This window comes from Candidatus Arsenophonus triatominarum, assembly GCF_001640365.1.
Classification (GTDB): domain Bacteria; phylum Pseudomonadota; class Gammaproteobacteria; order Enterobacterales; family Enterobacteriaceae; genus Arsenophonus; species Arsenophonus triatominarum.
This window is the reverse complement of the sequence record NZ_LWMI01000006.1, coordinates 17948-44130: the sequence shown is the minus strand read 5'-3', so window position 1 is coordinate 44130 and position 26183 is coordinate 17948. Positions and strand designations below refer to the sequence as shown.

The 26183-nt window shown below is 37.0% G+C and carries 28 protein-coding genes, 1 tRNA gene and 9 pseudogenes; 15 read left to right on the top strand and 23 right to left on the bottom strand.

Annotated features, from left to right (window positions below; translation table 11 throughout):
• Nucleotides 1-44: 44 nt before the first annotated feature.
• The 4 genes and pseudogenes from AYJ55_RS02785 to AYJ55_RS02770 form a co-directional block, all read right to left on the bottom strand.
• Nucleotides 45-915: pseudogene (locus AYJ55_RS02785) on the bottom strand (IS982 family transposase).
• Nucleotides 916-1030: 115 nt separating this feature from the next.
• Nucleotides 1031-2005, bottom strand: a pseudogene (locus tag AYJ55_RS35430) (IS701 family transposase).
• Between the two features lie 113 nt (nucleotides 2006-2118).
• Nucleotides 2119-2424 (bottom strand): hypothetical protein, encoded by a 306-nt coding sequence (locus AYJ55_RS02775; protein ID WP_063654120.1) that lies wholly within the window; start codon nucleotides 2422-2424, stop codon nucleotides 2119-2121.
• Nucleotides 2421-2834: a hypothetical protein gene (locus AYJ55_RS02770; protein WP_063654118.1), complete on the bottom strand. Its 414-nt coding sequence runs from the start codon at nucleotides 2832-2834 to the stop codon at nucleotides 2421-2423. The genes AYJ55_RS02775 and AYJ55_RS02770 overlap by 4 nt, the downstream gene beginning before the upstream one ends.
• A gap of 323 nt (nucleotides 2835-3157) precedes the next feature.
• On the opposite strand from AYJ55_RS02770, the gene AYJ55_RS31515 reads away from it, so the two are divergent.
• On the top strand, nucleotides 3158-3442 hold the full coding sequence (locus AYJ55_RS31515; protein WP_063654116.1) for an IS630 transposase-related protein: 285 nt from the start codon (nucleotides 3158-3160) through the stop codon (nucleotides 3440-3442).
• 3 nt (nucleotides 3443-3445) lie between these two features.
• Complete coding sequence (locus tag AYJ55_RS31510; protein ID WP_162505291.1) at nucleotides 3446-3979, top strand: IS630 family transposase; 534 nt, start codon at nucleotides 3446-3448, stop codon at nucleotides 3977-3979.
• A 273-nt stretch (nucleotides 3980-4252) separates the two neighbouring features.
• On the opposite strand, the gene AYJ55_RS02755 is transcribed toward AYJ55_RS31510, so the two are convergent.
• The 4 genes and pseudogenes from AYJ55_RS02755 to trmB all read right to left on the bottom strand — a co-directional run bounded on the left by AYJ55_RS02755 (nucleotide 4253) and on the right by trmB (nucleotide 8024).
• Entirely contained in the window at nucleotides 4253-4978 is a 726-nt protein-coding gene (locus tag AYJ55_RS02755; protein WP_063654114.1) for a DUF2884 family protein, read from the bottom strand.
• Between the two features lie 38 nt (nucleotides 4979-5016).
• The gene (gene glsB / locus AYJ55_RS02750) at nucleotides 5017-5949 is read right to left on the bottom strand and encodes a glutaminase B (RefSeq protein ID WP_063654112.1); all 933 of its coding nucleotides are present in this window, start codon (nucleotides 5947-5949) and stop codon (nucleotides 5017-5019) included.
• Between the two features lie 1024 nt (nucleotides 5950-6973).
• Nucleotides 6974-7305: pseudogene (locus AYJ55_RS02745) on the bottom strand (YggL family protein).
• Nucleotides 7305-8024, bottom strand: coding sequence for a tRNA (guanosine(46)-N7)-methyltransferase TrmB (gene trmB / locus AYJ55_RS02740; protein WP_063654110.1), 720 nt, complete (start codon nucleotides 8022-8024; stop codon nucleotides 7305-7307). The pseudogene AYJ55_RS02745 and the gene trmB overlap by 1 nt, the downstream one beginning before the upstream one ends.
• A gap of 246 nt (nucleotides 8025-8270) precedes the next feature.
• Between trmB and mutY the strand changes: the two genes are divergently transcribed.
• From mutY to AYJ55_RS02705, 7 genes and pseudogenes are all read left to right on the top strand, one after another.
• Complete coding sequence (mutY, locus tag AYJ55_RS02735; RefSeq protein ID WP_063654108.1) at nucleotides 8271-9311, top strand: A/G-specific adenine glycosylase; 1041 nt, start codon at nucleotides 8271-8273, stop codon at nucleotides 9309-9311.
• A 25-nt stretch (nucleotides 9312-9336) separates the two neighbouring features.
• A complete protein-coding gene (locus AYJ55_RS02730) occupies nucleotides 9337-9609 on the top strand; it encodes an oxidative damage protection protein (RefSeq protein WP_063654106.1) in 273 nt (90 codons plus the stop codon).
• A 63-nt stretch (nucleotides 9610-9672) separates the two neighbouring features.
• Complete coding sequence (gene mltC / locus AYJ55_RS02725) at nucleotides 9673-10743, top strand: membrane-bound lytic murein transglycosylase MltC (RefSeq protein WP_063654104.1); 1071 nt, start codon at nucleotides 9673-9675, stop codon at nucleotides 10741-10743.
• Nucleotides 10744-10998: 255 nt separating this feature from the next.
• On the top strand, nucleotides 10999-11469 hold the full coding sequence (locus AYJ55_RS32525; protein WP_063654101.1) for an IS630 transposase-related protein: 471 nt from the start codon (nucleotides 10999-11001) through the stop codon (nucleotides 11467-11469).
• The gene (locus AYJ55_RS02715) at nucleotides 11391-11822 is read left to right on the top strand and encodes a transposase (RefSeq protein ID WP_074167881.1); all 432 of its coding nucleotides are present in this window, start codon (nucleotides 11391-11393) and stop codon (nucleotides 11820-11822) included. Before AYJ55_RS32525 ends, AYJ55_RS02715 begins: the two co-directional genes overlap by 79 nt.
• A 183-nt stretch (nucleotides 11823-12005) precedes the next feature.
• A tRNA-Phe gene (locus AYJ55_RS02710) sits at nucleotides 12006-12081 on the top strand.
• Nucleotides 12082-12312: 231 nt separating this feature from the next.
• Nucleotides 12313-13184: pseudogene (locus tag AYJ55_RS02705) on the top strand (IS982 family transposase).
• Between the two features lie 24 nt (nucleotides 13185-13208).
• On the opposite strand, the pseudogene istB reads toward AYJ55_RS02705, so the two are convergent.
• From istB to AYJ55_RS02690, 3 genes and pseudogenes are all read right to left on the bottom strand, one after another.
• Nucleotides 13209-13865, bottom strand: a pseudogene (gene istB, locus AYJ55_RS02700) (IS21-like element helper ATPase IstB); the annotation flags it as partial.
• Nucleotides 13852-14472, bottom strand: a pseudogene (istA, locus tag AYJ55_RS02695) (IS21 family transposase); the annotation flags it as partial. The pseudogenes istB and istA, both read right to left, overlap by 14 nt.
• A gap of 251 nt (nucleotides 14473-14723) precedes the next feature.
• Entirely contained in the window at nucleotides 14724-15089 is a 366-nt protein-coding gene (locus AYJ55_RS02690; RefSeq protein WP_063654099.1) for an NUMOD1 domain-containing DNA-binding protein, read from the bottom strand.
• A 132-nt stretch (nucleotides 15090-15221) separates the two neighbouring features.
• On the opposite strand from AYJ55_RS02690, the pseudogene AYJ55_RS02685 reads away from it, so the two are divergent.
• Nucleotides 15222-15652: pseudogene (locus AYJ55_RS02685) on the top strand (phage tail protein).
• Between the two features lie 365 nt (nucleotides 15653-16017).
• On the opposite strand, the pseudogene AYJ55_RS24685 reads toward AYJ55_RS02685, so the two are convergent.
• From AYJ55_RS24685 to AYJ55_RS02630, 12 genes and pseudogenes are all read right to left on the bottom strand, one after another.
• Nucleotides 16018-16338: pseudogene (locus AYJ55_RS24685) on the bottom strand (integrase core domain-containing protein); the annotation flags it as partial.
• A 30-nt stretch (nucleotides 16339-16368) separates the two neighbouring features.
• Nucleotides 16369-16587, bottom strand: coding sequence for a transposase family protein (locus AYJ55_RS34390; RefSeq protein ID WP_162505268.1), 219 nt, complete (start codon nucleotides 16585-16587; stop codon nucleotides 16369-16371).
• Between the two features lie 15 nt (nucleotides 16588-16602).
• On the bottom strand, nucleotides 16603-17268 hold the full coding sequence (locus AYJ55_RS02680; protein ID WP_063654097.1) for a transposase family protein: 666 nt from the start codon (nucleotides 17266-17268) through the stop codon (nucleotides 16603-16605).
• An 83-nt stretch (nucleotides 17269-17351) separates the two neighbouring features.
• A complete protein-coding gene (locus AYJ55_RS34385) occupies nucleotides 17352-17486 on the bottom strand; it encodes a hypothetical protein (RefSeq protein WP_281181076.1) in 135 nt (44 codons plus the stop codon).
• Nucleotides 17487-17620: 134 nt separating this feature from the next.
• Nucleotides 17621-18414, bottom strand: a pseudogene (locus tag AYJ55_RS32520) (IS3 family transposase); the annotation flags it as partial.
• Between the two features lie 713 nt (nucleotides 18415-19127).
• Complete coding sequence (locus tag AYJ55_RS02660) at nucleotides 19128-19616, bottom strand: IS630 family transposase (protein ID WP_222703421.1); 489 nt, start codon at nucleotides 19614-19616, stop codon at nucleotides 19128-19130.
• On the bottom strand, nucleotides 19585-19950 hold the full coding sequence (locus AYJ55_RS02655; RefSeq protein ID WP_063653415.1) for an IS630 transposase-related protein: 366 nt from the start codon (nucleotides 19948-19950) through the stop codon (nucleotides 19585-19587). The genes AYJ55_RS02660 and AYJ55_RS02655 overlap by 32 nt, the downstream gene beginning before the upstream one ends.
• Before the next feature lie 29 nt (nucleotides 19951-19979).
• Nucleotides 19980-20801: an IS982 family transposase gene (locus AYJ55_RS02650; RefSeq protein ID WP_162505326.1), complete on the bottom strand. Its 822-nt coding sequence runs from the start codon at nucleotides 20799-20801 to the stop codon at nucleotides 19980-19982.
• Between the two features lie 767 nt (nucleotides 20802-21568).
• The gene (locus AYJ55_RS02645; RefSeq protein WP_063654089.1) at nucleotides 21569-21841 is read right to left on the bottom strand and encodes a hypothetical protein; all 273 of its coding nucleotides are present in this window, start codon (nucleotides 21839-21841) and stop codon (nucleotides 21569-21571) included.
• A 517-nt stretch (nucleotides 21842-22358) separates the two neighbouring features.
• Nucleotides 22359-22916, bottom strand: coding sequence for a phage integrase (locus AYJ55_RS02640; RefSeq protein WP_245677256.1), 558 nt, complete (start codon nucleotides 22914-22916; stop codon nucleotides 22359-22361).
• Between the two features lie 16 nt (nucleotides 22917-22932).
• Nucleotides 22933-23190: a site-specific integrase gene (locus AYJ55_RS32510; RefSeq protein WP_063654087.1), complete on the bottom strand. Its 258-nt coding sequence runs from the start codon at nucleotides 23188-23190 to the stop codon at nucleotides 22933-22935.
• Nucleotides 23191-23197: 7 nt separating this feature from the next.
• On the bottom strand, nucleotides 23198-23788 hold the full coding sequence (locus tag AYJ55_RS02630) for a phage repressor protein CI (RefSeq protein ID WP_063654082.1): 591 nt from the start codon (nucleotides 23786-23788) through the stop codon (nucleotides 23198-23200).
• A 147-nt stretch (nucleotides 23789-23935) separates the two neighbouring features.
• Here AYJ55_RS02630 and AYJ55_RS02625 point away from each other — a divergent pair, with 147 nt between their 5' ends.
• The 5 genes from AYJ55_RS02625 (at nucleotide 23936) to AYJ55_RS02605 (ending at nucleotide 26169) form a co-directional block, all read left to right on the top strand.
• Nucleotides 23936-24148: a hypothetical protein gene (locus AYJ55_RS02625; protein ID WP_063654080.1), complete on the top strand. Its 213-nt coding sequence runs from the start codon at nucleotides 23936-23938 to the stop codon at nucleotides 24146-24148.
• A gap of 153 nt (nucleotides 24149-24301) precedes the next feature.
• Nucleotides 24302-24667, top strand: a complete 366-nt coding sequence (locus tag AYJ55_RS02620) for an IS630 transposase-related protein (RefSeq protein WP_063654078.1) — start codon at nucleotides 24302-24304, stop codon at nucleotides 24665-24667.
• A complete protein-coding gene (locus AYJ55_RS02615) occupies nucleotides 24633-25124 on the top strand; it encodes an IS630 family transposase (protein WP_162505266.1) in 492 nt (163 codons plus the stop codon). The genes AYJ55_RS02620 and AYJ55_RS02615 overlap by 35 nt, the downstream gene beginning before the upstream one ends.
• Nucleotides 25125-25300: 176 nt before the next feature.
• Nucleotides 25301-25495 carry a hypothetical protein gene (locus tag AYJ55_RS02610; protein ID WP_063654076.1) on the top strand — a complete coding sequence of 65 codons (195 nt, stop codon included), beginning with the start codon at nucleotides 25301-25303 and terminating at the stop codon, nucleotides 25493-25495.
• Nucleotides 25492-26169, top strand: a complete 678-nt coding sequence (locus tag AYJ55_RS02605; protein ID WP_074167879.1) for a hypothetical protein — start codon at nucleotides 25492-25494, stop codon at nucleotides 26167-26169. Before AYJ55_RS02610 ends, AYJ55_RS02605 begins: the two co-directional genes overlap by 4 nt.
• The last annotated feature ends 14 nt before the right edge of the window (nucleotides 26170-26183 follow it).

The following is a 26183-nucleotide window of genomic DNA, read 5'->3' as shown; positions in this document are numbered from 1 at the left end:
GCCATTTACATCCCATTTAGTGTAGGATGTATAAGCATTATCAATTATGCTTGAAGAGATGTTCCTGCCACAGGAATCTTTGGTTTAGATGGAATTAAACAATATGCAACCCGCCCGGCTAATAAATTCACTACAAAGTTAGCAGGAGAGTAGTGCCGCGTATGCTCTATCTGACAAAGATTTTTTAACTCATCAAATACCGTTTCAATGACAGAACGATGACGCAAGATGGCTTTGTCGAAACAAGTCTGTTCAACAGGCTTCATTTTCTTCTTGATATTCGTTATAAGGTTAATTCCCATTGTTTTCAGTTGCTGTTTCAGTGAAGCCGATAAATACCCTTTATCCGCATACAAACAACCAGAAAGATCTTTTATCAGCTCAGGTAATGGTTTCCGATCATCTGTGTTTCCTGGTGTAAGTCGAAAACTGAGTATTTCCCTCAAAAGATTGATAATTACATGAAGTTTGAAACCAAAGAACCAACCTGTTGAGGTTTTTCCTCGTTCAGCTATCCCATCAAAGACTTTATGCCGGCGGATCCGTAAGTTATCACACAGCTATCGGAGTAGAATCGGCAACCGACAGACCCGTGCACTTTCCCTTAATTGACTCAAACAGTACCGTTAAAGCTAAGGCACTGCGCGGAAATAACTCTACGCAGCGTGAATATGATGGCAAGTTAGGAAATTCCTTCCTGAGATATAAACGGACATGATAGAGATAAAATACCTTGAATTGGCTGAATCGGAGTTGATGAAACAAAACAACCAGTGTCATCATATCAACCAATGAAAACTGAGTAGACCGTCTACGACGCTTGCTACCTTTATTCAGCAAAATTTTATGCATTTTTGGCTCGAAGTCTTTACAAAAATCATCCATCAGGCAATAAAGTTCAGTAAGATTTTCCATAATTGTTTAACAATGCTCTACTCTTTAACCAGATTGTTAGAATATTTTAACGAAATATGCGCATTCAACTATTTGAATAGCAGGACTTTCACTTTATCACGATTTTCGCACAAAACTAATTTGGGTACGCTAATAAAACACGGATGTGCTCAGCAATAGCATTTTTGATTACATGCCAATTTTGTTGATAAGAGTTATTTTTTCAGATATACGGCATTTATGTTGTTCAAACCACTGAGAAATAGCGAGAAAAATATGATTTCTTTGCGCTCGGCTCGTGCGAGCCTGACAGCATTCAATACCACAATTTTGTTTAACTTTTCGATGATAAACTTCAACAGACCAACGAGCATCCATGATAGATTTGACGTATTGACGGGTGGGATTGTCTTTGTTTGTTACTATGTAATCAATACGGCCGTTTTTGGCTGTAAATTTGAAAACTGTCCACCCAACCATAACCTCGTAAGTGTATTGGAGTTACTTCTTCTGAGATGTCTAACTTGTTCAGTTCTTTGTTATGGTTAACAATCCTGTTTTTCCTCAGCGGTGGTTACCCAGACCCAACCATGAGAGCGAATTCATTTCAGATTATCCAGGCTAGAATACCAGGCATCCATCACTACCACTTCTGGTATGATCCCTCTTTTTTTAGCAAGAGCGAGCATTTCGGAAAAGTGCGTGTTTTTTATTTTTCCATCAGAATCTTTATCATAAATACGATAATCAATAGGAATTGATCCAACAGTTGTTAGATTATGCCAAAGTAAATTAACTAAACCTATGCCAGCAATAACATCATATTCATTACCTGAATATTGATAATGGACCATCTCTATTTTTTATTACGTGTTTTGGCAATCAATATATCATCGGCAATTAGTACGCAAGGGCTTTTTTTGTCTATAGAAGGTTGAACTAATCGCTATAGGTCTTTAGGTCGAAAACATCTACTTTTAGCCATCGACTAATAGTGTCACGAGATAAAGGCGATGGGCTTATTTATGATAACGCCAAACCAGAGTATCTTACACTGCTTACTTGTAAGAATGTTTTATAGATATTTTTAATGCAATGGATAACTGGACAAAACATGAACACCCTAATTTTTTCTTGTTTTGAACTTTATCCTTCTTTTTCGGAGCTTGTGAAACTCGTGTTTATTTCTTATCCCGAACTCAGGTTACTATAGTATTCCTACGCTTACCATCTGCAAGGAGCTACTGCATACTGTAGCATGGTATTTTGCCCTGTACGATTATTACCTTGTAAGCACAATTCTCTCAAATTGTGATAATTACCACTTTGCAATGCATTTTTTAAAAGAGCACCTCTAAATTCACCATGTAAATTATCGCTATTAGAAAATTCTAAACTCCCCTCTTTGAAGCGGGCAATAAATTTTGCTGAATCAGCAACTTCTTCGATTGCACAAAAATTTTTATGGCTATACTTCGGGTTGTCTAGGTCTTTTTCAAGCTGCTGGCGTATTTTTTCATCATCGCTCATACATTGGATACTAGCCCTGATATAATCATCATTACTATCATTTCCACTACCAAAATATCAGGGTTATCAGATATATATTGGCGAAAAGCCATACCTGTCATAACTGCACAAAAAGCACCATAAGAGGTGGTTGGACTATCAACTATCTCATTAGTTTGATATACAGTATGTTCTGCGATCTGTAATCGATAATTCCATTTACCATATTCATTAGGTGGATCAGCATCAATGGTAAAATCTTTTTTGTGTTCAGGTTTGGCTAAATCAATCAATCGTTCAAATTTCAGTAGTTGTTTATTTTGTGAAGTATCATGGCATGCCGGCTGATTAATATGATCAAATAATATCTCTATTGCTTGCCGCTTCACGCTACCGTGAAAAAAGTCTTTAATCCGATCCCATAACCCCATATTTTGCGCTTCGCTTCAGCCAATGAATGTTTCTGCATTCATAACGCGATTAAGTCGACTTTCACTAAAGTTATAATTGTAATTATTGCCTAAATTCAATATGGTAGACATGCATTGTACTCCTATCAAAAGCAATTTTTTAGTAATTTATTTCATATAACCTGTTTTCATTTTAAGTTTTATACTTAATATTCTATTTTTGTTGAAAGTAATCACTAGTAAAACCGTCTATTTAACGATAAGCATTATTATGCTTACAAACTGTACTAATTTTTAGGATTGCTATATAGCTAGGCGACTTAATTTTGATTACAAGGTGTGTTATGAGTTATACAATTGATTTTCGACGTAAAGTAATATCTGTAAGGAAAGCCGAAGGTTTAACAATTCGAGAAACTGCGAAACAATTCCGTATTGGAAAAGCGTCTTTAGTACGTTGGCTTAAACGACCAGAGCCAAAAAATTCAACGCCACGTAAGAGGAAGCTCGATAAAAATGCTTTAGCAAAAGATGTGGAACAGTATCCAGATGCTTACCAAAAGGAACGGGCAGAGCGATTCGGTGTTTGTAAAAGACTATTTGGCAATCCCTTAAAAAGCTGGGATTAACCTATAAAAAAAACTCTATTCCATCCAAAAACCAACGAAAGCGACAGGCTGGCACATCAGCAAAAAAGACAACAGTATGAAAAAAAAGATAAATCTGTTGTTTTTATTGATGAAAGTGGTTTTTCACATGACACTCCACGAACTCACGGCTATTCCCCAAAAGGTCACCGTTGTTTTGGCCTGAAAAACTGGGGTGCTAAGGGAAGAACAAATGTTATTGGCGCTTTATTGGGAACAACCCTTTTTGCTATCGGATTATTTGATTGCAATATTAATCGTGATGTTTTTTATGTTTGGATCACAAAAATATTGCTCCCAGAACTTCCTGAAAATTCTGTTATTTTTATGGACAACGCTAGCTTTCACAAAGGTAAGAATATTGAACAGGCAATTATAAACGCAGGACACCAGATAGAATATTTGCCTGTGTATTCACCAGATTTAAATCCTATAGAACATAAATGGTCTCAAGCTAAACGTAAAAAGATGGAAACAGGATGCACTATCGATGACCTGTTTTTAATACATATGCTGTAATCAAAATTAAGTCGCCTAGCTATATCGGGTATTACACTGATTTTTGTCACTTACATATCCCAGATACAGCGACATTTATTTTGTCAGGCTAAATTTACCTAAAATGAAAAATGGGGATATTGAGCTTAACCTGACTAATATCTGCAACAATAACAGATAAAAACCAGATTAAACTTTATTGATTGGATAAATCTCGATTAAATTAAACGCTTAATTTAGTAATAACTTGGTTAAATTGCACGGTTAAAATAAAATATGTGATAGTTTAAAAAATTATTTCAACTTATTTAATAGATCAATACGAAGCTGCTCCATATGGGCAATTTTATGACAAACCTGTTGACCAAACTGGCGAAAATTATCTTCCTGCTTTTTCCATTCTAATTCTAAATCCTGCTGTAATCCGCTTAGTCCACCCAGCAAATTTTGCAGCGACTGGTTTGCATCACCACCCGTCAATAATTGTTTACGCCCCATTTCATTAATACTATCTTGCAATATTCCACCTAAACTTTCATTGAGTAAAATACGGCTGTCAGCTTCAATCGTTTTTAACTGCTGATGATGAAAGATCAGGCTATCGGCGCGTTGTTCAATAACCTTATCAATCTGCTTATCCAAATTTTGTTTTAGTATATTTAAGCGATTTCTCACTTGACTGTCCTGTCCCATCACCCGAATAACCAGATTATCGAGTATTTGCTCAGCTTCAACTAATTTCTGCTCAGTATGCTGTTTGATCCATGGTAAACCTGCACGAACCACGCTTTGATAACCAACAGCTTGTTCTCTTTGCATCGGGGTTAACGGCAATACTTTATTATTAAAGGTAACTTCACCATCAGGCGTGATCTGCAAATTCCCACTGACACCTTTTACTTGTATCTGCTGTTTGGTAATAATAATGTCATCTTTAAGATTTACAGAACATTGATGCTCTTTCGCTACGACAAAAGTTGCCATCAATAATGTACAAACAATTAATATAATACGTAACATATTTTCTCTTTTAACCCACAGCTTTGTATTGCCATATACTAAAAAACGGAGCGACCTATCCGTTGCGATAATAATTCTAAGGCAGCGCAACCTGCCAAAGAGTTCCCTGATTTATTCAATTCAGGTGACCATACCGCTACTGTAAAAGCATTAGGTACAACACAAATGATCCCACCGCCAACACCTGATTTACCCGGCATTCCAATACGAAAAGCAAATTCACCAGAACCATCATACATACCACAAGTCATCATCAAGGCATTAATTTGTCGGGCTTGAATTGGTGTGATGATCTGATCATTATTTAATAATCGTCCATTGTTGGCTAAATAATTAAAACATTGAGCCAATTCCACACAATTCATACTTAGCGAACAACAATGAAAATAAGTTTCTAATACCGCTAAAACATCGCTCTTGAAATTACCAAAAGATTTCATTAAATAGGCAATTGCTGCATTGCGACTCGCATGCTCCATTTCCGATTTCGCAACTTGGTTATCATAACTAATATCCGTTTGACCGGTAAGTGAACGAACAAACTCCAGCATTCGTTGCTTAGGTGTGCTAAACCGAAACTGCAACATATCAGTAATAATAATAGCCCCGGCATTAATAAAAGGATTCCGCGGTATACCCTTTTCCATTTCTAATTGTACCAATGAATTAAAGGGTAATCCTGACGGCTCTTTACCAACCCGACACCAAATTTCATCTTCCTGGTAACGGGTCATGGCTAAGGTAAGACCAAGTACTTTAGAAATTGACTGAATAGAAAAACGCTCATATGCATCACCGGCTGAAAATATCTCTCCTTCGACAGTACAAACAGCCATTGCCAAATGATGATTCGGCACTTCTGCTAACGCTGGGATATAATTTGCTACTTTTCCTTGTCCGATCAGAGCACGAACCTGTTGTAAAATATCTATGAGTAATGTATTAGAAAGCGTTGGGTTTAAAGTTTTCATATTTTAATACTATCCGATATTATTTTTACTTCCTATAAATTATCATGATAAAAATATAATCTATTTATTAGAATAATTTTTATCTATTTTCTATTTATGCTTAAAAAATTTAATTAATTTCAAAACTCATAATTATCAAATACCTATTATACAGCTAAATATCACTTAGTTAAGTTAATGACAAAAAAATCTAGTATTCACTATAATATAAAAAACATAATAAAATTTTAACTTATTATATAAAACATAACCACCCAACATTAAGCATCAGTAAAATTAATTAATATATTTAAACAGTTTAATGAATACAATGTAAAAATGGATAGCTAATTTAATATTTGTTTTAGCCAATATTATAAGCATGCTACTATTAGCCATTTGAAAAATATATTAATATTTTTTATATTTGTATAATAAATGGAATGGCAGACAACCAGTTTGATTGATATAAAGCTTATTAAAAATATATTGTTGTAATAAAAACAATATTTATTACTTAAAATTGAAATATTAGAATAATAATTCATTCTTTTTACTCAATCAGTTAATATAAATTTAATTTTCTCTTTATTTAGTATAAAAAATAAGATAGCATATTATTTGCCAATTAACCATCTTCTAATTAAAAGATATAAAAACTACATTTAAAATTGTTATAAAATACATTTATTTTTCTTTAATTATTATTAACTAAAAATACAGTTTTTAAAAAAAGTCTATTAATAAACTTATCTACGCCAAAAAAGTAATCTTTAAATATCGATTCTTCATTTAGACAAATTAAAGCATGCCAAAAACACTTACACAAGTTTCGCACAGGCATATAAAATTCCAGAAATAGCTTAAAAGCAATGGTTAATTTGCAAGTTACTAAAACGTATAAATTTGTTTAAATTACAATAAATTGCTTTTAATTTATAAGATTTTGTCTATTTATATATTATGCTGAATTAAACTTAAAAATAGAGCGTTTTTTATTGGTGCGAAACTCGTGACTTAGTCACAATAATCTGTCTAATAACATTTAAAGCTGATTGATCCCATCAAATAATTCAGAAGTAACCACCTTTTTCATACCGTGATTTTTTAACCATTCTTCTACTAATTTACGATGCTCTTCTGTACATCTGCCAGTTTTTTCTCCATACAGATCAATCCTTCCCAATCTAAGTAACCACTGGCGTCCATCGCTAAACCATTAGGCTGAATAAGCTCTATAATAAAGATATCAACCATACTATCAATCTTATCAACGGGCGTTTTAGCGGGAAAAGACCAATTTACTGAGAAACCAACCTCTTGAAATTCGTCTATATGTAGTTTTTTGCATAAACGACGGCTACGCTGTTTAGACATTATTTTATCCTCTCAAACATAAGATCAAATATTCCATGGCCTAACTGCTGGCCACACTTTTCAAATTTAGTCACCGGTCGCGTAGCGGGTCGCTGAACATAATCGCCTACTGCTGACAAATTTCGATAATCACTGATTTCACGCATTACATTTAACATATGCTCTGCATAAGGTCGCCAATCGGTTGCCATATGAAATATACCACCTAATTCCAATTTATGTAAAACAAGCTTAGCAAAGGACTGCTGAACAATTCGGCGCTTATTATGCCTTACTTTGTGCCAGGGATCAGGGAAAAAAAGTTGCACCATATTTAACGAACCATCTGGCAACATTTTCTCCAATACTTCAATTGCGTCATGACACATAACCCGTAAATTACTCAGATTGGCTTCTTTCGCCGCTGCCAAACAAGCACCAATTCCCGGTGTATGGACTTCAATACCGAGAAAATTTTTAGCCGGATTTTGTCCGGCCATGGCAACCAATGATGCCCCCATACCAAAACCAATTTCCAGGATCACCGGCGCATTATTGCCAAATAGTGAATTAAATGATAGAGGCTCACCGGTAAAATCTACCCCCATCTTAGGCCATAACATTTGCAGTGCATTTTCCTGACGAGGAGTTAATCTCCCCTGACGGCGGACAAAGCTACGAACACGACGTATTACTTTGCCCTCTTCATTAACTTTTGGAGTAATAACATTTTTCATCATAAGTATTGAGATTATTTTTACCAATTAATACTATTCATAATAGAGATAATTATATTATGAGCAGTTGAATATGAAAATGACAGGTAAAAAGCATTACTCTATTGACGGAATAAAAAACTTCATCAAAGCTAATATCTGGCTAAAGAGTAAATATTTATTCCTTGCGGAAAAAACAACTAGCAATGATACCATCGCTCATATCAAAAGCTACTTTTTATAAGACTGTTTAGGGTAAAGACTTTTTATATGGATACACTACAATTTTCGCAAGCTATACTTAACTGGTATCATCGTTATGGGCGCAAAACACTCCCCTGGCAACGAGAAAAATCCCCTTATCACGTCTGGTTATCTGAAGTAATGTTGCAGCAAACACAGGTTGCTACCGTGATCCCTTATTTTGAGAAATTTATTAGCCATTTCCCTGACATCACATCTTTAGCCAATGCCCCGCAAGATGAAATCTTACACCTATGGACTGGCCTCGGTTACTATGCCAGAGCCCGCAATTTGCATAAAGCAGCGCAACAAATTGTGGCTAAATATGATGGCCATTTCCCCAATAAATTCGAACAAGTTATTTCACTTCCAGGCATAGGACGCTCCACTGCTGGCGCTATTTTATCGTTATCTCAAAACCAACATTTCCCGATCCTGGATGGTAATGTAAAACGCGTGCTTATTCGTTACTATGGAATTGATGGTTGGCCCGGTAAAAAAGAAGTTGAAAACCAACTATGGGCTATCAGTACTCTGTTAACTCCCGCAAATGATGCTCAATATTTTAATCAGGCGATGATGGATATCGGTGCTATGATCTGTAGTCGTAGTAAACCTAAATGCGAACTCTGCCCGTTACAAAAAGATTGCCATGCTTTTATAAACCATAGCTGGCAAAATTTTCCAACCAAAAAACCTAAACAACAAATTCCCACCAAATGTGGCTGGTTTTTGATTCTACAATATGAAAATTCAATTTGGCTGGAGAAGCGTCCTCCTTCTGGTATTTGGGGAGGCTTATATATTTTTCCACAATTTAATACGCTTGATGCACTAAACGAGTGGCTTAATAATTCCGGTATTGTATATAACAAAATTGAGCAATTAATTACATTTCGTCATACCTTTAGCCACTTTCATTTAGATGTTATACCTATTTATGTCACTATTAATCAGTTTTCTGCTTGTATGGATGAAACACAAGGACTTTGGTATAACTTACAGCAAGATATAAAAATTGGCTTAGCAGCACCGGTTGAAAACTTACTTAAACAATTTAGATATTAACTTTACCGCTCTGAGGATCCACTTAATGAGTAGAACTATTTTTTGTACTTTTTTACAACGTGAAGCTGAAGGTTTGGATTTTCAGCTTTATCCTAGTGAAATAGGTAAACGGATTTTTAATCAAATATCTAAAGAAGCCTGGGGACAATGGATGAGCAAACAAACCATGCTGATCAATGAAAAAAAGCTTAGCACGATGAATCCTGAAGACCGAAAGCTACTAGAGCAAGAGATGGTAAAATTTCTGTTTGAGGGCCAAGAAATTCATATTGAAGGCTACACCCTGCCTAAAAAATAATTGTTAACCCCATCAGAATTTTTTCCATTCTGATGGTTTTTTATCTGACAAACTGTGAATGATATGAAAAAGCTGCTGCTCCCTCTGATCATTGTCCAACTTTTGCTGGCTTGCTCCAGTAAAAAAGAGAGCTCATTTCATCCTGAAGACATCAAAGATACCAATGGATTTGATATTTTAGTTCAGCAATTTGCTCACAATATTGAGAATATTTGGGGAATTCAGGAAGTTCTGATTGCTGGGCCAAAAGATTATGTCAAATATACTGATCAATACCAAACCCGTAGCCATATCAATTTTGACAGCGGCAGCATCACAATTGAAACCATCGCTGGCGTAGAGCCAAAGGAATACTTAAAAAAAGCCATTGTTACTACTCTATTGATGGGCGATGATCCAAGCTCCATTGATCTCTACTCTGGTATTAATAATATCGCTATCCGTAAAGAGCCATTTTTATATGGTCAAGTACTTGATCATACGAATCAACCGATCCGCTGGGAATGGCGAGCAACAAAATTTGCCGACTATCTATTAGAAAATAAATTACAGCGACGTCAGTCAGGATTACACGTCATCTGGTCAATTACTATCCAATTAGTGCCAAATCACCTGGATAAACGAGCTCATAAGTATTTACCATATATCCGCCAGGCAGCGGCAAAATATGGCGTTGATCAATCGTTGATCTTGGCAATTATGCAAATAGAGTCTAGTTTTAATCCTTACGCAGTCAGTCGCTCTGATGCTTTAGGTTTAATGCAAATTATGCCAAACACTGCTGGCAGAGACGTTTTTCGTGCCCAAGGAAAATCAGGCATACCAAGTCGCAATTATTTATTTGATCCTGCCAATAATATTGATCTGGGAACCGCCTATTTATCATTGCTACAAAACACTTATTTAGGTGAAATCACTAATGCCACCTCGCGCCGCTATGCGATCATCACTGCCTATAATGGTGGAGCCGGTAGTGTATTAAGAGTATTCCATAACGATAAAAAGCTGGCAGCACAGATTATTAACCAAATGCCACCAGGTGATGTTTACCAAACATTAGTGACTAAACATCCGGCTGCTCAATCACGTAATTATCTGATTAAAGTAAATAATGCGCAGAAAAATTATCGTTAACAGCCTTTTTACTTAGTTAAGTTGGTACCCTTATAATAAAGGGTACCATTTCTAATCGGCACGAGTTTCGCACAGGCATATAAAATTCCAGAAATGGCTTAAGCAATGGTTAATTTGCAAGTTACCAAAACGTATAAATTTGTTTAAATTACAATAAGTTGCTTTTAATTTATAAGATTTTGTCTATTTATATATTATGCTGAATTAAACTTAAAAATATAGCTAGGCGACTTAATTTTGATTACAGGGTGTGTTATGAGTTATACAATTGATTTTCGACGTAAAGTAATATCTGTAAGGAAAGCCGAAGGTTTAACAATTCGAGAAACTGCGAAACAATTCCGTATTGGAAAAGCGTCTTTAGTACGTTGGCTTAAACGACCAGAGCCAAAAAATTCAACGCCACGTAAGAGGAAGCTCGATAAAAATGCTTTAGCAAAAGATGTGGAACAGTATCCAGATGCTTACCAAAAGGAACGGGCAGAGCGATTCGGTGTTTGTAAAAAGACTATTTGGCAATCCCTTAAAAAGCTGGGATTAACCTATAAAAAAAACTCTATTCCATCCAAAAACCAACGAAAGCGACAGGCTGGCACATCAGCAAAAAAGACAACAGTACGAAAAAAAAAGATAAATCTGTTGTTTTTATTGATGAAAGTGGTTTTTCACATGACACTCCACGAACTCACGGCTATTCCCCAAAAGGTCACCGTTGTTTTGGCCTGAAAAACTGGGGTGCTAAGGGAAGAACAAATGTTATTGGCGCTTTCTTGGGAACAACCCTTTTTGCTATCGGATTATTTGATTGCAATATTAACCGTGATGTTTTTTATGTTTGGATCACAAAAATATTGCTCCCAGAACTTCCTGAAAATTCTGTTATTTTTATGGACAACGCTAGCTTTCACAAAGGTAAGAATATTGAACAGGCAATTATAAACGCAGGACACCAGATAGAATATTTGCCTGTGTATTCACCAGATTTAAATCCTATAGAACATAAATGGTCTCAAGCTAAACGTAAAAAGATGGAAACAGGATGCACTATCGATGACCTGTTTTTAATACATATGCTGTAATCAAAATTAAGTCGCCTAGCTATAGAGCGTTTTTTTATTGGTGCGAAGCTCGTGATCGGCAAAAAAGCTTCGAACAATTTTTATATACCACTTGTTAAGTTGTTGAAAAAACAAGCATGAGAAAGCTTATTGCAATAATTTTAATTGACGAAAATATCATAATCAGGTTTAATACGCCCTGTTGCCCGGATAGCTCAGTCGGTAGAGCAGAGGATTGAAAATCCTCGTGTCGGTGGTTCGATTCCGCCTCCGGGCACCATGATTTCAAGGGGTTACGGGAGTAGCTGTTTCCCCCTTCAGAATATCCTGTTTCGTAATTTGCATAACTATGAAATATGGCCGACATCGATACTCTCGACAAAAACTGTATTCAACCTGAGTTCGGGATAAGAAATAAAGTGAAAGTCTTGCTATTCAAATAGTTGAATGCGTATATTTCGTTAAAATACTCTAACAATCTGGTTGAAGAGTAGAGCATTGTTAAACAATTATGGAAAATCTTACTGAACTTTATTGCCTGATGGATGATTTTTGTAAAAGACTTCGAGCCAAAAATGCATGAAATTTTGCTGAATAACGGTAGTAAGCGTCGTAGACGGTCTACTCAGCTTTCATTGGCTGAAATGATGACACTGGTTGTTTTGTTTCATCAACTCCGATTCAGCCAATTCAAGGTATTTTATCTCTATCATGTCCGTTTATATCTCAGGAAGGAATTTCCTAACTTGCCATCATATTCACGCTGCGTAGAGTTACTTCCGCGCAGTGCCTTAGCTTTAACGGCACTGTTTGAGTCAATTAAGGGAAAGTGCACGGGTCTGTCGGTTGCCGATTCTACTCCGATAGCTGTGTGATAACTTACTGATCCGCCGGCATAAAGTCTTCGATGGGATAGCTGAACGAGGAAAAACCTCAACAGGTTGGTTTTTTGGTTTCAAACTTCATGTAATTATCAATCATTTGGGGGAAATACTCAGTTTTCGACTTACACCAGGAAACACAGAAGATCGGAAACCATTACCTGAGCTGATAAAAGATCTTTCTGGTTGTTTGTATGCGGATAAAGGGTATTTATCGGCTTCACTGAAACAGCAACTGAAAACAATGGGAATTAACCTTATAACGAATATCAAGAAGAAAATGAAGCCTGTTGAACAGACTTGTTTCGACAAAGCCATCTTGCGTCATCGTTCTGTCATCGAAACGGTATTTGATGAGTTAAAAAATCTTTGTCAGATAGAGCATACGCGGCACCGCTCTCCTGCTAACTTTGTAGTGAATTTATTAGCAGGGCGGGTTGCATATTGTTTAATTCCATCTAAACCAAAGATACCTGTGGCAGGAACATCTCTTCAAGCATAATTGATAATGCTTATCCCGAACTCAGGTTAATGTTACGTCATCAGCAAAGGCACTGGGCCATTGCCCAAATGATAAGTTACTCGTCAATATAACACTGCCATGCTCATAACGCTTGGCAATCACATTGAAAAATAGGTTTGCTTCCTCTCGCCCAAACGGAAGGTATCCAATCTCATCTATGATCAACAACTTCGGTGCCATCACCGAACGTGATAGATATTGTTTGAGCTTATTTTGTCGTTTAGCCGTTGAGAGTTGCAACATCAGTTCAGCCGCTGTCGTAAAGCGGGTTTTCCTCTTGGCCTGTACTGCTTTTAATCCTAATCCAATAGCTAAATGCGTTTTGCCTACACCGCTTGGGCCAAACAACACTACATTTTCATTACGCTCAATAAACGTTAATGCGCTTAATTCCTGTATTTGTTGCTTAGGAACGCCCGTTGCAAACTTAAAATCGAACGTACTAAGTTCTTTGTGCGTTGGGAATCCCGCCATCCGACTAAAGAGATTGCGAGTTCGTTCATCTCGTTGTTGTTGCTCACATTTTAATAGGGACAGTAAAAACTCTCCGTAGCTTTTGTCTTGGGCGATGCACTGTTCGGCAAGTGATGACCAATGAGTCGGAACAGAATTTAATTTCAATGACTCACACAGGTGTTCAATTTGTTCATGCAATAACATGTTCACCTCCCAGCAATGCTTCATATACGCTGATTGAGTGTTGCAAATTGACAGATTCAAGGGGCGGTACGATACGGATATTAAACGTATTAGTCTGCGAGATAGATTGGCAAATCCTTGCTGGTAAGGGAAGAAGATACTTAACTTCCTTAGCTAATCTGTTTGCTGGCTTTTCTAAGATTGTTCCATGAATCCGCTGATGTGAGACTCGTTCTAACCATGGACCCACTTTTGCATTGGCTATCTCGATATCCAGTTCAAGATTATGAGCATCAAGTGCGGTATTTAATGGTATGATAAAGCTGTTTTTTAAATAGTGGTTAAAGCGCTCTACTTTACCTTTCGTTTTTGCCCTGTATGGCTTGCAAGCGCTCAATTTAAACCCGTAATCTTTCGACATCTGAAGCATTTCGACATGCAATTTATGTTCACCTTTTGCATAAGCATCTCGTTCGATGATGAGAGCTTTTGCGTTATCACACAATACTTGCTGTGGCACACCACCAAAATAGTCGAAAGCTTCTTTTAAACCTTGCTGCCAGGCTTCTGTCCGCTCATTATCAAAGAACTTTACATAGCTAGCACGCGAGTAGCCAAGCGTTGCAACAAACGCTTTTAGTCACGAGTTTCGCACCAATAAAAAAACGCTCTATTTTTAAGTTTAATTCAGCATAATATATAAATAGACAAAACCTTATAAATTAAAAGCAACTTATTGTAATTTAAACAAATTTATGCGTTTTAGTAACTTGCAAATTAACCATAGCTTTTAAGCCATTTCTGGAATTTTATATGCCTGTGCGAAACTCGTGTTAGTGATCGTTTACCTCGTCGGATGGTCGTGAAGTCGATTTGCATTTATTGACCTGGCTGTGTTTCAAAACGGACGACAGGTTCGGGAACAATGCTTGGTTTAAATTGACAAACAAATCGACGTAACTGAGCAATACCGCCTTGATAGCCTCTTTCAACTACCTCATCAAATAGGACTGTTACAGGGATCCAATCAGGTTTAGCCAATTCAATTCGCTGAAGCAAATAAGGTTTAAAGGGTGCCAGTTTACTCGATTGTTGACTTCTTTTAGCATAAGTTGGCATCTCCTGCTGTTGTAAATGATGTTTTACGGTGTTACGGGAAATGCCCAGTTCACGGGCCATTTTTCGAATGCTTTGTCCTTGTGCAAAGCGAACATGAATATCCACAAATATCTCCTTGGTTAACATAAATTACCCGTACAAAAATGTACGAATAATATCAAGTGGATCAGTTTTGCATGATCGGTGACACCCGATTACAACGGCAGCAGCAGGTCCAACAACGCGGCCGGTTTAGCGATAGCGAAAAGGAGTATTGAGATGCCGATGGCTGCATTGGGACTTTTTGTTTTTCACCTTAAAACTACCCCTTATCAAACGTTACAAATCAACCGGCGCTGGCGCTACGGATTTAACAGTCAGCTCGGTATCCGGCCGGCTTATCAGTTTATTGGCAGCGATAATGACGATATTAGCCTCTCAGCCACCCTTTACCCGGAATTGACCGGCGGGAGACTGTCCTTGATTGCGTTGGAGGTGATGGCCGAAAGTGGCAAGGCTGGCCCTTTCTTGATGGTGAAGGCAATATTTACGGCATGTTCGTGATAGAAGAAATCAGCCAAAGCAAAAGTCTTTTTTTTGCCGATGGAGCACCTCGTAAGATTGAATTTACCCTTAAGTTAAAATGGGTCGATGATTCCTTCTCATCCATGTTTGGTGATTTAAATGAGCAAATTAAGGGACTTTTCTAATGCGCTTTTTCACCACTGCACGAGTTTCGCACAGGCATATAAAATTCCAGAAATGGCTTAAAAGCTATGGTTAATTTGCAAGTTACTAAAACGTATAAATTTGTTTAAATTACAATAAGTTGCTTTTAATTTATAAGATTTTGTCTATTTATATATTATGCTGAATTAAACTTAAAAATAGAACGTTTTTTTATTGGTGAGAAACTCGTGCACTGAAAACATCCCAGCATTTGCGCTAACGGCAGGCAGCAAAATATTAATCCTTTGATTAAAGGCCGATTGATGTCACTGACGCTGACCGATAATCGGGGATTTGAAGCCGGACGGCAAACTGGCTTTACCCCGACGCGGAGAAACTGTAGTGGTCAACTAAAATTGGCCACCCTACCTGACTGTTCACGGAACAGTCGCTCTGATTCGTTTGGCGTTAATCCACCGTTATACCAGTGAGGTCTTATATCGCTATAGTAGTGGGTTATGTAGCGAATAATGGCTGACTGAGCAGTACTAAAGCTTTGGTAGCCAGTCGTTGGCACCCATTCGGTCTTCAGACTACGGAAGAATCGTTCCATCGGACTATTATCCCAACAATTCCCTCTGCGACTGATACTTTGGGTCATCTGATAACGCCACAATGCCTGCCTATACTGACGACTGGTATAATAAGCGTGTTGCTTAATAGTGAAATAAGGGTATTTCGGTGATTGAAGTAAATTTTAGGCTGTTCTGAGATGGAAATTCCAAAGACCGGCACTAAGGAGTAAAAAGGTATCATCAATAAAGGGTCTACGATTCCGTAAAATTTGGGTCATACAACCGAGGCGCTTGATACCCGCGATGGCGTGTTCAACCGTAATACGGATGCCCGAGATTATTTTATTTTCTTGTTTTTGTTCAGGCGATAAAGGTCTTTTTCGAGTTCCTTTTTTTGGGATTTGTGTATTAGGATGCTATTTATCTATACCTTGAAAACCGGTATCGGCCCAGATGGTTACCTCAGGGGGAATATGGCGAATTATATCGACTTTATCGAGTAAGCGTTTATCGTGACGGCGCCCATTTTTGATCATGGGGATAAATCCAATTTTCCTCGTTTCGTCAGTCATAATAAGCCCTTTTCGAGTGGTCTGTCTTTTCTTTCCCGAATACATTTTTTTTCGCCGACGCAGATTCTTAGGCTTTTGGACAGGTCGCTCTGTCCCATCAATAAAGACGTCTTTAACTCCAGGAAAGGCGCGAAAAAATTCCTCAGCAGAGCGAATTTGACGAGCGGGCAAAACACATTCTCGCCCCAAGGTCATCTCTAAAACCGGCAATAATATTTTTACCCAGCGACATACCCGTGTTCTATCTAAACCAAAAAGAAGTCCTTGCAAATCATAGGTCGGACAACATTTTAAATACAATAAAATAAAAAGCAGTTTATCTAATGGGGTTGGGATAAATCCTTTCTGCCCTGCACCCATCTGCCGCTCGTGATCTTTTCGATTCTTTTTCCGATAAATCAAATAACAAGCTGAAAATTCAGCGGCTAAATTTTTCAATTCTTCGACTGATAATCCAATGATTACTTTACATAAACGATTATCTCGTAACAACCGCTCTTTGTTGATCATTTCAAACCGTTATTTTCTAAGTTAAACCTCTTTTTATTGTCTATAGCGTGACAAAAAATGCAAGTCTCTATTCAGCAACTATTTTAATGACTTCCCTGATCACTATGGAACATCACCTGTTTTGGATGCCCACGTAGTTCCCAAGCCATTTGTAGTGCTTTGGCGGTTAATTCTGAGTTGGTGCAAATGACATTAAGCCTGTTGCTAAATAAGGGCATTAATTAGAATTTATCAAAAAATTAAAAGTTGACTATAAAATAATCACACTTAAAATTGAAAATAATCCATTTTAGATTAAAAAATAAACCACTCTCGTGTTTTTGAGGTGTATGTGAGTCGTTTTTGTTTAAAGCAGCGTGAGTTCACTATTTGGCAACAGGCTTATTGCCCAGCCCACCGGTTTTCGGGCAAACAAATCCAATACCACAGCCAGATAGGCCCATCGTGAGCCTGTCCAAATATAGGTTACATCGCCGCACCAAACCTGGTCAGGCTTTGTAACAGCGAACTGCCTATTGAGCAGATTTGGAATATCAATACGTTCATTTCCACCGCGGTTGTATTTATGTTTTCGCTCTTGGCAACTGACGATGATTGATTCTTTCATCAACTTACCCGCTAACCACCGCCCAAGTTTCACGTTGTGTGTATTGGTAACCATCGTGGCGATAGTCCTTGCGCCAGCAGAGCCGCCACTAACGTTCCACGCTTCGCTGACTAGGCTACGTTTTATCGTCCGCTCAATATCTGGCTCCTTAGGCCGACACCAATAGCGATAACTGCTTCGGTGAACATTAAAAATACGACACAAAGTTTTCACCGGATAAAGCACTCTTAGCTTTTCAACTACCGAAAATTTTTCAGTGAGTCGGACATTAAGAGCGCAGTAGCCTTTTTTAAGATGTCATTCTCCATTTCCAGCCGGTGGATTTTTTTCTTCATTTCTCTGAACTCAATTTGTTCAGGTGTTAATGGCAGACCAGGCGATGTTTTCCCTTGACGTTCTAAACGAAGGGCTCTTACCCACCGGCTAATCGCTGAAAGACTGACGTTCATGCCTTTCGCGGCTTCCTGGTAGGTGTAATTTTGGTCAAGGACTAATTTGGCGGTTTCACATTTAAATTCAGCAGTAATTATTTTACTCATTTCGGCACCTATAAAAATTATGAGGTGAGCATATCACCTCAACTTAGGTGGCCAAATTTAGTATGCCACTACAAAGGGGGGCGATGTGCTACCCTTCGGTTTGGTGGTTTTTCTACAAAGGAAGACGTGAAACAAGGTCTCGGTTTTGTCTTGTTGTTAGAAGATAGCCAAGGAAAAATTAGCCATTTCGTTACAGAAATTAGATAAACAGAAAGAAAGCACGAAATGGCATTGTGAGTTTTTGATTTGGCCATTGTTGAGTTTGTGGTGGTGGACTTGGATATTTATTTTTGTTGGTAAATTATGATAATTTTCTCAGATGATGATGAAAAAAAGCGTATTTTAATCGAGAAATTAAAAGCAATCACAGTGGATGATTTTAATGCCTTTCTTCATCATAAAAACATCACAACAATGTGCAGTATGTGTCATCGAGCAGGTGAACAGATTATTGATGAGACGGATGTTAAGGATATTCCGAGTAAACCGTCGTCGAATCGATTCGTCACGTTTTTTCATCATCAACCCGTTATTCATGGCGATAGTGATATTAATTATTATTATAAACTAACGTGTAATCACTGTGGATACATTACTACGTATAACCTGAGTTCGGGATAAGCATTATCAATTATGCTTGAAGATATGTTCCTGCCACCGGTATCTTTGGTTTAGATGGAATTAAACAATATAGCTAGGCGACTTAATTTTGATTACAGCATATGTATTAAAAACAGGTCATCGATAGTGCATCCTGTTTCCATCTTTTTACGTTTAGCTTGAGACCATTTATGTTCTATAGGATTTAAATCTGGTGAATACACAGGCAAATATTCTATCTGGTGTCCTGCGTTTATAATTGCCTGTTCAATATTCTTACCTTTGTGAAAGCTAGCGTTGTCCATAAAAATAACAGAATTTTCAGGAAGTTCTGGGAGCAATATTTTTGTGTTCCAAACATAAAAAACATCACGATTAATATTGCAATCAAATAATCCGATAGCAAAAAGGGTTGTTCCCAATAAAGCGCCAATAACATTTGTTCTTCCCTTAGCACCCCAGTTTTTCAGGCCAAAACAACGGTGACCTTTTGGGGAATAGCCGTGAGTTCGTGGAGTGTCATGTGAAAAACCACTTTCATCAATAAAAACAACAGATTTATCTTTTTTTTCATACTGTTGTCTTTTTTGCTGATGTGCCAGCCTGTCGCTTTCGTTGGTTTTTGGATGGAATAGAGTTTTTTTTATAGGTTAATCCCAGCTTTTTAAGGGATTGCCAAATAGTCTTTTTACAAACACCGAATCGCTCTGCCCGTTCCTTTTGGTAAGCATCTGGATACTGTTCCACATCTTTTGCTAAAGCATTTTTATCGAGCTTCCTCTTACGTGGCGTTGAATTTTTTGGCTCTGGTCGTTTAAGCCAACGTACTAAAGACGCTTTTCCAATACGGAATTGTTTCGCAGTTTCTCGAATTGTTAAACCTTCGGCTTTCCTTACAGATATTACTTTACGTCGAAAATCAATTGTATAACTCATAACACACCTTGTAATCAAAATTAAGTCGCCTAGCTATATGCAACCAGCCCGGCTAATAAATTCACTACAAAGTTAGCAGGAGAGCGGTGCCGCGTATGCGCTATCTGACAAAGATTTTTTAACTCATCAAATACCGTTTCAATGACAGAACGATGACGCAAGATGGCTTTGTCGAAACAAGTCTGTTCAACAGGCTTCATTTTCTTCTTGATATTCGTTATAAGGTTAATTCCCATTGTTTTCAGTTGCTGTTTCAGTGAAACCGATAAATACCCTTTATCCGCATACAAACAACCAGAAAGATCTTTTATCAGCTCAGGTAATGGTTTCCGATCATCTGTGTTTCCTGGTGTGAGTCGAAAACTGAGTATTTCCCCCAAATGATTGATAATTACATGAAGTTTGAAACCAAAGAACCAACCTGTTGAGGTTTTTCCTCGTTCAGCTATCCCATCGAAGACTTTATGCCGGCGGATCCGTAAGTTATCACACACAGCTATCGGAGTAGAATCGGCAACCGACAGACCCGTGCACTTTCCCTTAATTGACTCAAACAGTGCCGTTAAAGCTAAGGCACTGCGCGGAAATAACTCTACGCAGCGTGAATATAATGGCAAGTTAGGAAATTCCTTCCTGAGATATAAACGGACATAATAGAGATAAAATACCTTGAATTGGCTGAATCGGAGTTGATGAAACAAAACAACCAGTGTCATCATTTCAGCCAATGAAAGCTGAGTAGACCGTCTACGACGCTTACTACCGTTATTCAGCAAAATTTCGTGCATTTTTGGCTCGAAGTCTTTACAAAAATCATCCATCAGGCAATAAAGTTCAGTAAGATTTTCCATCATTGTTTAACAATGCTCTACTCTTTAACCAGATTGTTAGAGTATTTTAACGAAATATGCGCATTCAACTATTTGAATAGCAAGACTTTCACTTTATTTCTTATCCCGAACTCAGGTTACGTATAGTGTTAGACCTGTATTACGGTGGTTAGTGGGGAATTAACGCTTGACTGTTTTGTCATGGTTTTTGGAATGGGGAGTGACATCCTTGCGTTCTTTTTCTGTTGAGAAATGTTAGACAGTTTAGATAAATATCTGCCATTTTTATTTTGGTATCCATTCTCTGTATACGGAAATTTTAGTTAATGAATATGTCGTCTTGATCAAGACTTAGAAGGTTGAAATAAATACATAAATTACCCCGATTTGCCGAAATTAATGCACTTTTGATCACACCTAAAACGGGGACGTTAATCACCTATACTGCTAGACAAAAATTAAGCACTAATTACGTATTTGTTTTTTTCATGATCACAAATACTGTAAAAAAGAACAGTGCTGCCAACCTGCTGCCAATATATAATTTTGGTCTTCTTTTTTAGTGCAGAAAAATGTTTCTAATAAGCTCTTTTTTATGAGTTAAATCATTGATAATAAAAAGTGTTTTTTTTCATGCTGCCCAAGGCGGGACTTGAACCCGAACAGCATTAAGGCCGAGGGATTTTAAAAACAATCGTACGATTTGAGAAAGTGAGTAACTAGAGCTGTTACAAAATATGAAAAACTGAAATGAATTATAAAATTATTTTTCTTGTTCTTGATTGTTTTTAGGATGGGGAAATACGAACTCCATGACTGGCTTCAATCAAGCGACGAGATTCTTCTTCGGAATAGCCATTTAAATCAATAATTTTTTTATCTGTATAAACTTCAATCCTAACATTACGTTGTTGATTGAACATTTTTAATATCCCTAATAACTTTTTTGTCACATCACCCTTTGAGAGTGTTTTAAATAATATTCTCAAAGGGCTTGGCGACTTTACTGAAAAACATAAAACTTCACCAACATCTAATCCGGCTTGTCTATATTCTAACATGAAATCGTCTTTTAAGTCATCGGGTAGAGACATATGGATAGAACTGTATTCAGGGATGATTTTAGAAGGTTTCGTGTTTCAATATCGTTGATAGACTTGGGATGACTTAAAATTACCGAGACATTTTTGCGACACTTTAAATTTAAAAATACATGTCATCTAAATTACTTTAATTTATTGTATTTAAAGGATAAATTTGGCGGCCCCTGCTGGATTTGAACCAGCGACCAAGCGATTACGAGTATATTGCCACCCTTCATCATAAAGTGTGATGCGAAAGTATGACGTAAAACGTGGGACAATTGACCATCAGGTAATTCTATATTGGCACGCTTAATAGCCGATCACGAGTTTCGCACAGGCATATAAAATTCCAGAAATGGCTTAAAAGCAATGGTTAATTTGCAAGTTACTAAAACGTATAAATTTGTTTAAATTACAATAAGTTGCTTTTAATTTATAAGATTTTGTCTATTTATATATTATGCTGAATTAAACTTAAAAATAGAGCGTTTTTTTATTGGTGCGAAACTCGTGCCGATCTAAAAGCATAATAGCAAGGGGTAAATAATTTTCCTTTTTTCTTCGGTAATTCGTTATATAGCTCAGAACTAATCGGAACTATTTGATTTCTTTTACCTTTAGTTTTTATAAAAGTAATTTTATATTTTGTTATTTGTGTATTAGTAAGACTTTCAGCTTCAGACCATCTTGCACCTGTTGATAGTGCTATTTTCACAACTAATAGCAAATCTTTCTCGCTGCTTTCAGAGAAAGATTTTAAAAGATCGTGTATTTGCTCATGAGTCAAGAATGCCATTTCTATTTCATCGGTACGGAATGCTCTGACATTTTCAATTGGATTATTTTTATTCCATTCACCAAGACGTCTAAGTTCATTAAAAACTGCTCTGAAATAAGCGAGTTCTAAATTGACGGTTCTAGGGGTAACAACTTGTTTTCGTGTATTACGTAATAATTTTCCTGATAAACGCAATTCCCTATATTTTGAAAAAATTTGAACGTTAAATTCAGACACTAGTGGATCACCCATTTTATCAGCAACCCAGTTCATAGTTTGAAAACGCCTTTTACCATCCATCACTTAGTGTGATACCATGAGATTTATACCAGATATCAATTAAATCTTTTAATTTACGTCGCTCCGTTCTTTCATCTTGAATCCAAGGCTTACCCTCAGCTTTATCCATTTCATAATGTTCATAAGCAAGAGCTTCTCTTTTAGTAGTAAACTTCTTACGAATTCGTTTACCTTTCTTGTTAGCCACCCGATTTTCTACGTAAAAATCAGCTATCCATTCTCCTGATGGTAATTTTCTAACTCCCATTGTGTTCTTATCCGTTGATCATAAATTCGCCGATTACACGGCCTATGACATGTATATCTGAGATATCACAATCAAAAGCCATACCGACACCAGATACTCTGACTCGTTTAATTGGAATGAGTGTCAAATCTCTAAAGCTGATTTTTCCTTCAATATCTACTAGCCATTTACCATCAAAAACATCTGAAAATTCACGATTAACTATTAAATGTTTTTCATTGTTTATAACACTGATGAGATCGTTCGGTAGGGGATTATTTTTAGGAAACATCCGTTTATCGATCATCACATGGCCTAATTCACAGATTTGTCTATCAACTAGTTTATAATTTTCTATTTCTAGGGTATCTAATATTGAATCATCAAATTTCTTTCCTTGACCAGATACTAACCATTCTAAATTTACACCTGTTTCAGCAACACAGCAGATAACCATATCCGCAGGGAAAATCCCTCTTTTATATCTAGAGGATAAGGAGCTAGCTGCCATATTAAAATGGACAGCTAACATTAATTTTGAATTGAATCCATATGCTTCAACAATTCGATCAAGGACTTCTCCGGCATCAACATCTGGGTTAAATTCGAATTTTGCCATATTTCACCATTAATTTTCTTTTTTTTATAAAAAATAACATTTACTTTTCGCTAAAAGATAATTGATATTTGTTTGAAATTAGATAATAAAGAATATTTCATCATATTTAGCGATATTGATAAACAGAATTAAACAGGAGTTTGCCTTATGCGTCCAAAGATTACAATTGTTATCCCTGAACCTTACTTACCTTTAGACGAATACTGTCGCCGTACTGGTATGGATAAAGGTACAGCTCGCCGTCTTATTGAATACGGTAAATTACCAATTAAACCTAAAGGTAACGGACTTGTTGAAATCAATATGGCTGCTTTAACTATTCAAGCCTTAAGTGTTTATGATGCTTTGGTTGAAGAATAGATGATCATTTATTTTTGGAGAATTAGCTATGTTTGATTATCAAGTATCCAAACAAGCAAAATTTGATGATGCTTGCCGTATGTTTCCGCTTTCTTAGTAAAGGTGAATTAGCTGATATAGCTAGGCGACTTAATTTTGATTACAAGGTGTGTTATGAGTTATACAATTGATTTTCGACGTAAAGTAATATCTGTAAGGAAAGCCGAAGGTTTAACAATTCGAGAAACTGCGAAACAATTCCGTATTGGAAAAGCGTCTTTAGTACGTTGGCTTAAACGACCAGAGCCAAAAAATTCAACGCCACGTAAGAGAAAGCTCGATAAAAATGCTTTAGCAAAAGATGTGGAACAGTATCCAGATGCTTACCAAAAGGAACGGGCAGAGCGATTCGGTGTTTGTAAAAAGACTATTTGGCAATCCCTTAAAAAGCTGGGATTAACCTATAAAAAAAACTCTATTCCATCCAAAAACCAACGAAAGCGACATGCTGGCACATCAGCAAAAAAGACAACAGTATGAAAAAAAAGATAAATCTGTTGTTTTTATTGATGAAAGTGGTTTTTCACATAACACTCCACGAACTCACGGCTATTCCCCAAAAGGTCACCGTTGTTTTGGCCTGAAAAACTGGGGTGCTAAGGGAAGAACAAATGTTATTGGCGCTTTATTGGGAACAACCCTTTTTGCTATCGGATTATTTGATTGCAATATTAATCGTGATGTTTTTTATGTTTGGATCACAAAAATATTGCTCCCAGAACTTCCTGAAAATTCTGTTATTTTTATGGACAACGCTAGCTTTCACAAAGGTAAGAATATTGAACAGGCAATTATAAACGCAGGACACCAGATAGAATATTTGCCTGTGTATTCACCAGATTTAAATCCTATAGAACATAAATGGTCTCAAGCTAAACGTAAAAAGATGGAAACAGGATGCACTATCGATGACCTGTTTTTAATACATATGCTGTAATCAAAATTAAGTCGCCTAGCTATAACAAGCTGAAAATTCAGCGGCTAAATTTTTCAATTCTTCGACTGATAATCCAATGATTGCTTTACATAAACGATTATCTCGTAACAACCGCTCTTTGTTGATCATTTCAAACCGTTATTTTCTAAGTTAAACCTCTTTTTATTGTCTATAGCGTGACAAAAAATGCAAGTCTCTATTCAGCAACTATTTTTGAGAAAAAAGACGCCATCGCCGCAGGAAAAATACAAGCCAAAAAGCAAACAGGCAACCCAAAAGCCCCTACCTCCGTATCAAAAGAAGAAAAAGACGCGCTGAACTGGTTTGAGCGAACCGTGTTAAAACCCATTGATGATTGGGGGAATCCATGAAACCGATTAGTCGTTGCTATTTATCGCATGATGAAGTGCACCTTGTTGATGCCAAAATCATGCTGGAGTTATCCGCTTGTGGACGGGGTTTTTTAACGGTAGAAACTGAAACGGATTACACTGGAAAATTAGTGAGGTTTGATACGGGCTACCCAAATTCACTGTATCGCTATTTCACGGGCTATGTCGAACGCGCTCAACCCACCGATAATGGTTTTCAAAAATTGTTCGTCCGTGAGTTGGTAGGTCTATTTGATAAAATGTGGCCGTGTTCATTTCAGCACCCCACATTAAAAAAAATTATCGATTATTTACAGGAAAATAGCGGATTGACGTTCATTCTACCCGATGTAAAATATAGCAATACGCCAATCCCCCACTTCACGCATAATGGAACTGGCTTTCAGTTACTCACCCATCTCGGAGCTGTTTTTAGTATTGAGGATTATGTCTGGTATCAAATGCCCGACGGTAAAGTGTTTGTCGGCAGTTGGGTAGACTCCATGTTTAAAAATGACAATCATGAAGTCCCCGCGCCATTTTCAAAAAAACAGGCCGCAGGGAATAGCGCGACATTTCCATTAATCCCAGCTTTACGGGCTGGAACGGTGGTAAACGGTAAACGTGTTAACAGGATCCAGCTTGAAAATGAAGATATTACCCTGTATAGCTAGGCGACTTAATTTTG

Bases quoted from the DNA above. Each gene is read 5' to 3' on its own strand.
- mltC (WP_063654104.1), top strand. From the start codon at position 9,673: ATGAAAAAGCTGCTGCTCCCTCTGATCATTGTCCAACTTTTGCTGGCT.
- AYJ55_RS02640 (WP_245677256.1), bottom strand. From the start codon at position 22,916: ATGAACTGGGTTGCTGATAAAATGGGTGATCCACTAGTGTCTGAATTT.
- AYJ55_RS02625 (WP_063654080.1), top strand. From the start codon at position 23,936: ATGCGTCCAAAGATTACAATTGTTATCCCTGAACCTTACTTACCTTTA.
- AYJ55_RS02680 (WP_063654097.1), bottom strand. From the start codon at position 17,268: ATGATCAACAAAGAGCGGTTGTTACGAGATAATCGTTTATGTAAAGTA.
- AYJ55_RS02690 (WP_063654099.1), bottom strand. From the start codon at position 15,089: ATGTTAACCAAGGAGATATTTGTGGATATTCATGTTCGCTTTGCACAA.
- AYJ55_RS02605 (WP_074167879.1), top strand. From the start codon at position 25,492: ATGAAACCGATTAGTCGTTGCTATTTATCGCATGATGAAGTGCACCTT.
- AYJ55_RS02615 (WP_162505266.1), top strand. From the start codon at position 24,633: ATGCTGGCACATCAGCAAAAAAGACAACAGTATGAAAAAAAAGATAAA.
- AYJ55_RS31515 (WP_063654116.1), top strand. From the start codon at position 3,158: ATGAGTTATACAATTGATTTTCGACGTAAAGTAATATCTGTAAGGAAA.
- AYJ55_RS32510 (WP_063654087.1), bottom strand. From the start codon at position 23,190: ATGGGAGTTAGAAAATTACCATCAGGAGAATGGATAGCTGATTTTTAC.
- trmB (WP_063654110.1), bottom strand. From the start codon at position 8,024: ATGATGAAAAATGTTATTACTCCAAAAGTTAATGAAGAGGGCAAAGTA.
- AYJ55_RS02770 (WP_063654118.1), bottom strand. From the start codon at position 2,834: ATGGGGTTATGGGATCGGATTAAAGACTTTTTTCACGGTAGCGTGAAG.
- AYJ55_RS02755 (WP_063654114.1), bottom strand. From the start codon at position 4,978: ATGTTACGTATTATATTAATTGTTTGTACATTATTGATGGCAACTTTT.
- AYJ55_RS02650 (WP_162505326.1), bottom strand. From the start codon at position 20,801: ATGGAAAATCTTACTGAACTTTATTGCCTGATGGATGATTTTTGTAAA.
- glsB (WP_063654112.1), bottom strand. From the start codon at position 5,949: ATGAAAACTTTAAACCCAACGCTTTCTAATACATTACTCATAGATATT.
- AYJ55_RS02630 (WP_063654082.1), bottom strand. From the start codon at position 23,788: ATGGCAAAATTCGAATTTAACCCAGATGTTGATGCCGGAGAAGTCCTT.
- AYJ55_RS32525 (WP_063654101.1), top strand. From the start codon at position 10,999: ATGAGTTATACAATTGATTTTCGACGTAAAGTAATATCTGTAAGGAAA.
- AYJ55_RS02620 (WP_063654078.1), top strand. From the start codon at position 24,302: ATGAGTTATACAATTGATTTTCGACGTAAAGTAATATCTGTAAGGAAA.
- mutY (WP_063654108.1), top strand. From the start codon at position 8,271: ATGGATACACTACAATTTTCGCAAGCTATACTTAACTGGTATCATCGT.
- AYJ55_RS02775 (WP_063654120.1), bottom strand. From the start codon at position 2,424: ATGAGCGATGATGAAAAAATACGCCAGCAGCTTGAAAAAGACCTAGAC.
- AYJ55_RS02645 (WP_063654089.1), bottom strand. From the start codon at position 21,841: ATGTTAGAATATAGACAAGCCGGATTAGATGTTGGTGAAGTTTTATGT.
- AYJ55_RS34385 (WP_281181076.1), bottom strand. From the start codon at position 17,486: ATGCCCTTATTTAGCAACAGGCTTAATGTCATTTGCACCAACTCAGAA.
- AYJ55_RS02655 (WP_063653415.1), bottom strand. From the start codon at position 19,950: ATGAGTTATACAATTGATTTTCGACGTAAAGTAATATCTGTAAGGAAA.
- AYJ55_RS02730 (WP_063654106.1), top strand. From the start codon at position 9,337: ATGAGTAGAACTATTTTTTGTACTTTTTTACAACGTGAAGCTGAAGGT.